Here is a 9,238-nt window from a genome sequence, read left to right as displayed (position 1 = left end):
TGGCGGGGGCCGGCCGGGGCGGCGGGGGCGGTGGATTCGCGGCCGGCGGAGCGTCGGCCCCTCGCTCACTGCCGATGACGGCGATGCTGCAGGCCGAAACCGCCAGCGCGCCAGCGCAATCAACCGCCCCACGGGTGGGCGGCGTCGGGGCGCCCGGCATGATGGGTGGTCCGTATGCCCCGATGGGCGGACAAGGCGCCAATGCCTCGTCGAGCAACAACCACACCTCGGCATCGTTCCTGCATACCACCGATCAAGGCAGCGAGATCGTCGGCGATCTCGGCACTGCGGCTCCCCCGGTGCTCGGGGAGGCCGACCCGTATCAGACCCCGGACGTCGAACTCCGGATCTAGTCAACCTCGATAAGGAGAAGTGTTATGGCCGACAGCGCCGGCATGTCCATCCAGCCCGCCGAGGTGCAGGAGATCAGCCGTCAACTCGACGAACTCGCCAACCGCGTACAACGAGTGATGACCGACGAGGCCCCCAACCTGACGGTCACCGCGTCCGCCCGCGACGAGGTGTCGCAGCGAGTCGCCCAGACCCTCAACGAGGTTCACACCCAGTTCGGCACCTCGACCGATCAGGGGCTGACCGAGATGCACGAGGTGGCGGCGACCCTGCGCGGCCATTCGTCCAACATCGCCGCATCGGAGGGCTTCGTCGACTAACCATCGCAGGTCAGCTGTTACATCCGATTTTTCGTCGGCGAGGGGAGGGATCTGGGCGTGGGGTTCACCAACGTTGCGTGGGAGTCGCGCAGCACCGAACAGCTGGCGCGCGACCTCACCGAGGGGCCGGGTCCGGCCTCGGTTGGCGGAGCCGGCGCTGCCTGGGTTCGGGTAGCCAACGAATTGGCGAACGTCTCCACCGATTTCGACAAGCTCGTGGCGCGGCTGCGCACCGTATGGGACAGCCAGGCCTCCACGGCCGCGGCCCAGCGCCTGGAGGAATTCGGCAAGTGGTTGCAGGCGATCAGCCTGAGCGCGGCGGGTAACGGTCAGCGCGCCGAAGAGGCCGCCGTGGCCAACACCGTGGCGGTGCTCGCCATGCCGAGCGTGTCGGAGGCCATCGAGGCCAAGACCGCCCAGGACATGATGGCCTCCCTCGCCGCGTACAACGGTGCCGTATTGACCGGCACCTTCGCCGAATTCGACGCGGCCGCCACCGCCGACCAGGCCAACGCGGCAGCCGTCATGCAGCAGTACGAAGAGGCCGTGGTTCCCCTGGCACAGCCGTGGGAACAGCCACTGCCCCCGCAAGTGTCCAACGGCAACGCGCTCAAGGCCGAAGAGGGCGCGGAAGCCGCTGCCGGCGGGGGTGCCGGGGCGGGCGGGGGCGCCGCCGCGGTGCCCCCGCCGCCATTGGCACCGATGTTCGCACCCGCCGTCAAGTCGACCAGCGACCCGAAAGCGTTGCAGAAGACCGGTTTCGCCGGTACCGGAGGCTCCTCGGGCACAGGCATGGGTGGGGCGCCGTATGCGCCGTTCGGCGCCATGGGCCGCAACGACCAGCAGCGCGATTACGAATCCGTGCAGCCCGCGGCGACGCTGGACGGGGCGGGTGAACCGGGCGCCGGTGTTTCGGACGCGGGCCAGCCGTGGCTGCCCGCCGCACAGCAGAACGACGCGCCGTTCCTGGTCTCGAACGTCAGCTGGGGACCTGACACCGCGGTGTTCGACGAACTCGCGGCCCCCGAGGTACCCGCGGGTGAGGGCTTCGCCGACGAGCCGGAACGCACACTCGAGCAGGTGGACAACCGCTGGGTCACTCCCCCGGTGATCGGCGTCGACCGGGGGCTGAACCTATGACCACCGCCCTGGATTCGCCGGTCGTTGTCAACGACGACGAAATGCATGTCCTGGCAACCCGTCTCGGCGTCCAGGCGTTGCCGCTAGTTCTCGACCTGCGACCGCGGCACCCCACCGANAGATGGTAATAAGAGACAGGCCTTGCTGCGGGCGCTGCCTGCGGCCACCCCCGCCGAGATCAACCCGGTCGGCGGGCCACTCGCCGAGGTCAGTCAGTCCCTGTCCGGTACCCATGACGCCACCGAGTTGTCAGACCGAATCCGGGCACTGGGCGCCGATCCGCGTTCGGCGATGCTGCTCGGCTCGGCGTTGGCCGCCCGGCTGGCGTTCGCCGAGATCGTCTACTACGCACTCGACGACGACACCGATCGCGTCTCGCGATCGGCCGGGGCGGTCGGCATCTTCTACACCAAACGCGGACGTGTCGTCGGTGCACCGAGCGCCTCACCCAGTGGCCAGTTGTGGACCACCCTGAAACCGGGGTCGGACCACACCATCAAGCAGGCCATCGGTCAACTCGTCGAGCTGTCCGGCTACAGATGGGGGGACTGCTAGATCCGCTCCCCGTGTTCATCAGTGAATTCACAACCACCGTCCGGCGATTCGCGCCGGGTTCGACCAAGAGAGGTAAGGCATGGCGCTCCATCTGACACCTGACGAAGCTCAGAAGAAAATCGAGAACATCGACCAACAGATGATGGATGTCCGGCGGCTGGCCGCCCAGATCCTCGAATCCACCGAGGCCATGACGTCCAGCTCGTGGACTGGCGGCAGGGCGGCGAAGTTCCGCGGCATCATGACGCAGCACAACGAAGACTTCAACTACGTCATCAACAACCTGCAGCAGATCGTCGACAAGGGTAAGTCCGACATCAACGCACTTGTCACCCACGACGCTGACTAGACATCGAAAGGGTTTGATCAATGGACATGAGCAGCATCAATTACCAGTACGGAGCCAACTACTCGTCTCTGGACGACATCCAGGGCACGACCAACAACGCGCAGGCCATGCGCGAGGAGGTCAGTCAGGTCTTCGCCGCGCTGCAGGGCGTGTATGAGGGCGAGGCCGCAGCCACGCTGCACAGCAAGCAGATTCAGATCCTGGAGCAGATGGACGCGATCCTCAACGAGATCACCCAGACCCGGTCCGGCGGCAACCAGTCGCAGGAGGACGCGGCGGCGCTCGACGCCCACCTCGCGGGCGGCTTCTAGCACGGCGGTCTTGTCGGCGGGCTCGGTTGTCGGCACCATCGACGACCGGGCCCGCTTGCGCGTCCGTTCATCACCAGCGAGAGAGTAAGGGGCTCAGCATGATCACCGATGAGGTGGCCCCACTGCGCCATGGCGTCGAACCATGGTTCATGAGCGGCTTCGAGTTCCGTTGCGCCTGGGAGGCACTTGGCCTGGACCGGCTGCCGTCCCCACTGTCCTACCGCCATCGTGGACCCAAGTACATGTCCGAGGTCGAAGCCGATCGCCGGGAGGCGCTGGCCCGGCTGCGCGGCAGCCTGACCCCGAATCGGGTCCGCATTCTCGAAGCCCTGCGGTACCCGGCCTACCTGCTCCAGGGGTTCGGCCAGATCGAGTCCGGCCAGATCTATCGACTACTCGGAGTGATCGGCACGACCGGGTACTGCGCGGTCATCACCCAGGACCCCGGCGAGCAGCTCATCTTCGGCGCCGACGTGCAGATCATCGGCTGTGTGAACATCGATTTCCCGCAGGTTGTACTGGAGGCACTGCCCGCGTACAAGCCCGGAACCCGGCCGCGCAAGGAAGAACTGCTCGAGGACGAGACACCGACCTCGGCGCTGCGGGACGCGAAGATCACCGCGCAGATTCTGTTGAGCGGTTCCGCGGAGTTCACGAAGGACTACCAGCTGCGCGATGCCACCCACCTGACGGTGATCAACGTCGCCGACGACGGCGCGTACATCGTGAACGAAGGTGTGAAGTCGTTTCAGATCATTCCGGCAACGGTGCCCAACCTGATGCAGGTCTTCAAGAAGATCGAGAAACGGCAGTCGGAAGCACTGGCGGAGAAGCTCTCTGCCGAGCAGGCGGATCGAGATTTCGATGCCCTTCCTTAGCGCGGTCTCTCTCTACGTGCCCGAGGGCACAGACAGTCAAGGCCGCCCCAAACATCTCGCGACGGAAGCCTCCGAGATGCAGTCGGTGCACGAGATGGTGGACTGCGCCGCGCGTCAGATCGACGCCTCCGCGCTGTCCGCGGCGGCCGACAGCATGGCCGCCTCTTTCCATTGCGGCACCCTCTACCAAGGCGAGCATTTTTGGCCCGTCCAGAATTCCATCCAGCAGTCGGTGCTGGGCCGAACGTCCGCCGGTTCCGCGACGGAGATCCGGCAGTTCTGTTCCGGCGGACTGTACGGCGTGATGCTCGCCGATGCGGTGCTGCAGGCGGGTTGGGCCGGTGACCATGCGATGGTGACGGGTGGGGACAGCATCTTCTACTTCGACCGGCATGAGTACGCGGCCAGTCCGGCCACCGAAGGATCACTGCTGGGCGACAGCGGGTTCTGCGCCCTGTTGAGCCGAACCGATGGGTTCGCCCGGATCGTGTCGGCCTCGGCACGATCGCACAATCCGTCTGCCGGCATGATGCACGGCAGCGCCGGCAGCGGCATCGACGATCCGAGATTCCCGACCCTGGCGGATTGGATCGCGCGGTGGGAGGACTACGACCGGCGCGGTTCGGGCACAGTGGCCGACAACGCGATGGCGAGTTTCCAGATCGCCATCGCCACCGTGACCGAGTGCATCGAACGCGCGGGTGTCACACCCGACGACATCGATTGGTTCGCCCCGTCATTCATCGAGCCGGAGTACGTGACGGACACGCTGGCGAAGCAAACCTTGCTGCGCCCCACGCCCGGGCTGCGTTCCTACGCCGCACAGTTCGGTCACCTGACCGTGTCGGATTTCTGCGTCAGCCTTGCGTATCTGATGAACAACGGGATCGCCAAGGTGGGCGACCTGGTCCTGTTGTTCGCGGCCGGCAACTTCGTCAATTCGGCGGCAGTCATCCTGCGCATCGAGAAAGAGGTGACACTGCCATTCAATGCCTCAGCGTGACACCGATATTCGCCTGACCGATCAGTGCAGAGGAGCATCATGACCAACCCATGGGCCGGCCTGAACGCCGACGCCGCGAACAAGAAGCTCTACCTCGATCCGACCGTGATCGCAGAGGTCAACCGGGTCTTCGAGCCGTACGAGGAAAGCCTCGAAACCCTGATCAACGACGCCCTCGACGAGACAACCGGATACTTCGGCACACCGGCCAACCCCCTCGCGGTCCTGGTGCAGAAGGTTTTCGATGCCCGCGGCAAGGCTTTGACGGAGTATCTGACCGAACAGTTGTCGCAGTCGCAGGCCTTCGTCAAGACCGCCCGCGACGCTGCGGAAGCCATGCGCTCCAACCAGAACGACTAGTCGCACCCCGGACGAACAGCGTGAGGACATCATGAGTGGCTTCGGCAATTACCTCGGTGCAACCATGGGCACGAGCACCAACGAAGAGGGCCGCAGTGGTGCCGTCTATGACAACGCGTTCGTCACGAATTCCAACTACCCCAAACGCGCTGCCCTGATCGGCGATGACGGCAAGTTCATCCAGCTGAACTCGAATCTGCAGGACGAGAACAGGGTCAGTCAGTATCAGCCCAACAGCGATCTCCTCGGCGAGGTCCCCGGATTGATCTCCGACAACAGCACGTATCTGGAAGTCCAGGACGAGCTCACCGGTCCCGAATCCCTGAACTGGGAGGACAAAGAGTTCGTCTTCATGCGTGCCGAGCGGGATTCACTCAATCCCGCCAAGATCGAAGAGCTGGCCTCGGATTGGAAGAGCCACGGCAACACGCTCAAGACGGAGTCGGAGAACTTCAAGGAAACCGTCACCACGGCAATCACCGGAAAGTGGTCCGGCGACAGTGCCGCGGCGGCCGAAGCCGCGTCGACACAGGTAACGAAGAGCGCGATCTACGATTTCACGCCGGCTTCCGATGCCATCGCCAACCGGCTCACCGTATTGAAAGACGCGTTCACTCGTGTGCGTGACGATTTTCCCAAGGACGCCAACGATCAGCTGATCGACAAGGGCCAGTTCAACAAGAAGGAACTGGACGATCGCATCAACGATTTCAACTCCAAGTATCACATTGACGGCAGCGGCTACCTGCGCAACAACGACGACGGTTACGTGACCGCGGCAGATGCACTCAAACAGCTCGACGAGATCAACCGCTCGATCGACGCCTACCAGAAGGCCGTTCAGTTGTTCCAGAATGTGTACACCCCGGCCGTGGTGGCGGTGACGAAGAACTTCCCCAATCTTCCGACGCCGCCGAACATGAAGTACGGGGATCCGACGGCTCCCGGTGGACCGGGCGGTCCGGGGAACCCCGGTGGCCCCGGCGGTCCGAAAACACCGGGCCTCGGTGGTGGCGGCGGCACCCCGCCCCTCGACAAGCTGAACATGGACAAGAATCCGTTGGACAAGTTCAAGCCCGATCAACCGATCGATGACAAGAACAAGCCGATCGACCAGAACGATTCCACCACTGATCCCACCAAGGACGCGCTCGACAGCCTGACCGATCCGGTCAAGTCCGCTATCGACTCGGCCACCGGCGCTGCCAAGGATGCGATCGGCCAAGCCATGGATGCGGCCNCCGGCGGCGGGCCAGCGGGCCGGCGATCAGAACGGCAAGGGCCATCAGGTCAACAAGGCGTTGCGGCGCAAGAAGAACGGCAAGGATGTGATCGGGAACCCCGATGCGTCGGTGCCGGTGGTCGGGGCCGACGAGGAAGCGGCACAGGCCGAGAGCGCGCCGGCCGAGCAGCCCGAGTTCCGCCGCCGTATTCCTCAGCGAGGGAACGGTTGGCAACCTGACTCGGCCGTTCAGAACACTCCGGTGCAACCGGCCCGGACGCAGAACTTCACGCCGGGGCGCTCAGACTGAGTCAGGGATTGTCTTGCTGTTCGAGCGCATCGGCGGTGACCCGCAAGCCGTCGGCATAGAAGTCGAGCAGGTCGGTCTTGGCGGTGATCGAGCCGTCGACCCAATCGCGCTGGGCGACATACCCCTTGGCGCCGTCGGCGAACCGCTTGCCGATCTTGTCGTGCCCCCACGCTTCGCCTTCACTGCTGAGCATGTCCATCAATCCGGAATGCACAGCTTTCATCTCGGCGCTGATGTAGGCCAGGTACCGTGCGGTTGCTCGCAGCTCGTACGGCGTGACGCTCAGCGGCTCTGTCATCGCACACTCCTCACGGTGGGATAGGCGTTCGGGTCGTCGTCGCCATCGCAGGCGTCGTGCGGATGACGGGTCGGCGGTGACAACAGGTCCCTGAGATCCGGCGCACCGTCGACGATGTCGGACAGTGAGGGCATCCGCTCACGGCGCTGAGCCAGCGGTGCAAGGAGTTCGGAGAGTCTCAGCCCGGCATCTCGTGCGGCGTCTTGGGCCGCCGCGGTGAGGTGAGCGCCGAGGTCGGCCATTTCGTGTTCTTCCAAATAGGATTCGCTGACCACCGTCTGGATGACGACGCCGTCTGAGTCCACGGTCACCGCGACGGTCCCGTCCGCGCGAGTGGCGGTGGCGGACAAGGCTGTCCGTGCCCTCTCGACGGCGGCAAGATCGGCGAGCTGTTCCTGCACAAGTGCGAGCGCGTCGATGAGCTCATGTCGCGCGGCGTCGGGGTCCATCGCTAGTCCCCGTCTCCGCCACTGGCCGCGGCGGCACCGCCCCCGTCCGCCGTCGACGCCCTGGTGCTGTGCGCGGCAGCCCTACCGCGCACCGCACCGGTGGCGGCCGTGGGTGCCGAGCCGAGAATCGCGACGATGTCGAGAGGCTGACCGGTGGCCAACGAACCGGCCACCTTCTTGGACATGCCCGCGGCATATCCGACCACCGCGCCTTTTGCCGTTGAATTGCCCAGCGCCCGCTGGCCGTAGATGCTGACGGTGCCCTGGGCCGCGCCGCCGACCGAGTTCGCCACCGCGACCGTGCCCAACCGATTCCAGTCGTAGCCCTGCTGGTGTCCCTTGGACTGTTGCACCCCCTGGATGAACAGTTCCTGGCCGACGGCCTCAGCCGCCTCGACGCCGGACTTCTTGACGATCCGGTGCACCGTCGTCTTCGTCATCGCCTTGCCCAGGTCGGTCATGATGTCTTTGAGCAACATCGCCACCACCTGGCGGATGGCGACGGAGGTGGTCCCTTCGATGACCGGGATCGCGGCTGCCGACGCGCCGAACGTCACCGACGTCTGAGCCAGGGCCCAGGAGATCTCGAACGCCGCGATCACCAGCGAGGTCAGGATCTGTAGCTTGGTGTATTCGATGTTCTTGCCGGTGCTTTCGGCGAGGGTGCCCAACGCCCCCATCGCCTCGGCCAGCTTGTCGACGGAGGCCTCCCCGTCGAACAACAACGCGAACTCTTTGTCGGCAGCCCCGCCCGTCACACCTTGCAGCACGGCGCGGGTACGTGCCCGCATGATGTTCAGCTCAGGCGACAGACTCGTCAGTTGCCCGGCTCGATCACCCCACTCGCCGCCGATCCGGTACATGGCGTCTTCGTCGCCTTTGGGCCACTGATAGCCCACCAGGTAGGAGACCCACTGGAGCGAAGCGGGAATCTGCAGGGTCACGCGAACCCCCGCCGGCCAAATGTTCCGTGCAGCATCTTGATCGACGCTATGGCCAGTCATCGGCACGCGCCATTCGGCGCACCCTTGTTCGCCAAGAGTTCAGCTACCGGCCAGTTCGAAGTCAGTCAGACCGAAGTTATTGCAGCGCAATGTATTAAGACATTACGTGCCAAGCAATCCCGCGAGGCTCAACTGGTTTGCGGCAGCATCCACCTGTGCGTCGGGCAGGTTGGCCAACAGCGTGGAGACGTCGTCGAAGCTAGCGCTTCCCCGGCTCGCCGCGGCCAGTACCGCGCGGCAGTGATCCGTTGCGACGGAGCCGGTTTGAGCCGCCATCGCCGCGGCGGTCGCATCCGGAGTCCAGATCGCAGGCAGGGCCGCTTCGAGTTCACCGGAGGTGTCGCTGCCCCCGCGGTGCCAGCGGCCGCTCGACCACCAGTAGCAGAAAGTCAACAGACCATTCCGATTTCGGGTGTTCAGCACGCTGTCGTTCCNCGCGGCCCTGCGCCTCGGGTCCGGCGACATACGCGGCAAGCCAAACCGGCAGATGGGTGCGCGGATAGGCCTCGAGGTCGTCCCGGTAGTACTCAGGGGTGACCAGCTGGTCTTCTGGGAACGGCTCGTCCCCGTAGTCGTAGTTGACGGCCATCTCACCGTTGCTGGTCACGTTCAGCAGCAGCCGCCACCACGGCCCGGCACTCATCCGGGCCGATACCTCGCGTTGTTGACGGACCAGGTCGGCGATCGA

11 protein-coding genes and 1 pseudogene are annotated in these 9,238 nt (G+C 65.0%); 9 read left to right on the top strand and 3 right to left on the bottom strand.

Annotated elements, in window-relative coordinates; all coding sequences use genetic code 11:
• The 9 genes and pseudogenes from BN4332_RS33380 to BN4332_RS25820 form a co-directional block, all read left to right on the top strand.
• Positions 1 to 353: pseudogene (locus BN4332_RS33380) on the top strand (hypothetical protein); the annotation flags it as partial.
• Between the two features lie 24 nt (positions 354 to 377).
• On the top strand, positions 378 to 671 hold the full coding sequence (locus BN4332_RS25855) for a PE domain-containing protein (protein ID WP_066902308.1): 294 nt from the start codon (positions 378 to 380) through the stop codon (positions 669 to 671).
• A gap of 57 nt (positions 672 to 728) precedes the next feature.
• Positions 729 to 1,811: a PPE domain-containing protein gene (locus tag BN4332_RS25850; protein WP_066902307.1), complete on the top strand. Its 1,083-nt coding sequence runs from the start codon at positions 729 to 731 to the stop codon at positions 1,809 to 1,811.
• 141 nt (positions 1,812 to 1,952) lie between these two features.
• A complete protein-coding gene (locus BN4332_RS25845) occupies positions 1,953 to 2,366 on the top strand; it encodes an ESX secretion-associated protein EspG (protein WP_066902306.1) in 414 nt (137 codons plus the stop codon).
• Between the two features lie 79 nt (positions 2,367 to 2,445).
• On the top strand, positions 2,446 to 2,715 hold the full coding sequence (locus BN4332_RS25840) for a WXG100 family type VII secretion target (protein WP_066902305.1): 270 nt from the start codon (positions 2,446 to 2,448) through the stop codon (positions 2,713 to 2,715).
• 26 nt (positions 2,716 to 2,741) lie between these two features.
• Positions 2,742 to 3,026: a hypothetical protein gene (locus BN4332_RS25835; RefSeq protein ID WP_160110935.1), complete on the top strand. Its 285-nt coding sequence runs from the start codon at positions 2,742 to 2,744 to the stop codon at positions 3,024 to 3,026.
• A 98-nt stretch (positions 3,027 to 3,124) separates the two neighbouring features.
• The gene (locus BN4332_RS25830; RefSeq protein WP_066902303.1) at positions 3,125 to 3,904 is read left to right on the top strand and encodes an ESX secretion-associated protein EspG; all 780 of its coding nucleotides are present in this window, start codon (positions 3,125 to 3,127) and stop codon (positions 3,902 to 3,904) included.
• Complete coding sequence (locus BN4332_RS25825) at positions 3,891 to 4,907, top strand: 3-oxoacyl-[acyl-carrier-protein] synthase III C-terminal domain-containing protein (protein WP_084459411.1); 1,017 nt, start codon at positions 3,891 to 3,893, stop codon at positions 4,905 to 4,907. The genes BN4332_RS25830 and BN4332_RS25825 overlap by 14 nt, the downstream gene beginning before the upstream one ends.
• 39 nt (positions 4,908 to 4,946) lie before the next feature.
• Positions 4,947 to 5,267 (top strand): hypothetical protein, encoded by a 321-nt coding sequence (locus BN4332_RS25820; protein ID WP_066902301.1) that lies wholly within the window; start codon positions 4,947 to 4,949, stop codon positions 5,265 to 5,267.
• Positions 5,268 to 6,800: 1,533 nt separating this feature from the next.
• On the opposite strand, the gene BN4332_RS25810 is transcribed toward BN4332_RS25820, so the two are convergent.
• From BN4332_RS25810 to BN4332_RS25800, 3 genes are read right to left on the bottom strand one after another with little or no spacing between them, the layout of a single operon-like run.
• A complete protein-coding gene (locus tag BN4332_RS25810; RefSeq protein WP_066902299.1) occupies positions 6,801 to 7,097 on the bottom strand; it encodes a hypothetical protein in 297 nt (98 codons plus the stop codon).
• Positions 7,094 to 7,546, bottom strand: a complete 453-nt coding sequence (locus BN4332_RS25805) for a YbaB/EbfC family nucleoid-associated protein (RefSeq protein ID WP_066902298.1) — start codon at positions 7,544 to 7,546, stop codon at positions 7,094 to 7,096. Before BN4332_RS25805 ends, BN4332_RS25810 begins: the two co-directional genes overlap by 4 nt.
• Positions 7,547 to 7,548: 2 nt before the next feature.
• On the bottom strand, positions 7,549 to 8,490 hold the full coding sequence (locus tag BN4332_RS25800; RefSeq protein WP_066902297.1) for a WXG100-like domain-containing protein: 942 nt from the start codon (positions 8,488 to 8,490) through the stop codon (positions 7,549 to 7,551).
• Positions 8,491 to 9,238: the final 748 nt, after the last annotated feature.

The organism is Mycolicibacterium houstonense, assembly GCF_900078665.2.
Classification (GTDB): domain Bacteria; phylum Actinomycetota; class Actinomycetes; order Mycobacteriales; family Mycobacteriaceae; genus Mycobacterium; species Mycobacterium houstonense.
Note: the sequence above shows the minus strand (reverse complement) of the source record. Positions and strands in the feature narration are given on the sequence as shown.

Bases quoted from the DNA above. Each gene is read 5' to 3' on its own strand.
- BN4332_RS25825 (WP_084459411.1), top strand. From the start codon at position 3,891: ATGCCCTTCCTTAGCGCGGTCTCTCTCTACGTGCCCGAGGGCACAGAC.
- BN4332_RS25840 (WP_066902305.1), top strand. From the start codon at position 2,446: ATGGCGCTCCATCTGACACCTGACGAAGCTCAGAAGAAAATCGAGAAC.
- BN4332_RS25805 (WP_066902298.1), bottom strand. From the start codon at position 7,546: ATGGACCCCGACGCCGCGCGACATGAGCTCATCGACGCGCTCGCACTT.
- BN4332_RS25810 (WP_066902299.1), bottom strand. From the start codon at position 7,097: ATGACAGAGCCGCTGAGCGTCACGCCGTACGAGCTGCGAGCAACCGCA.
- BN4332_RS25835 (WP_160110935.1), top strand. From the start codon at position 2,742: ATGAGCAGCATCAATTACCAGTACGGAGCCAACTACTCGTCTCTGGAC.
- BN4332_RS25855 (WP_066902308.1), top strand. From the start codon at position 378: ATGGCCGACAGCGCCGGCATGTCCATCCAGCCCGCCGAGGTGCAGGAG.
- BN4332_RS25830 (WP_066902303.1), top strand. From the start codon at position 3,125: ATGATCACCGATGAGGTGGCCCCACTGCGCCATGGCGTCGAACCATGG.
- BN4332_RS25820 (WP_066902301.1), top strand. From the start codon at position 4,947: ATGACCAACCCATGGGCCGGCCTGAACGCCGACGCCGCGAACAAGAAG.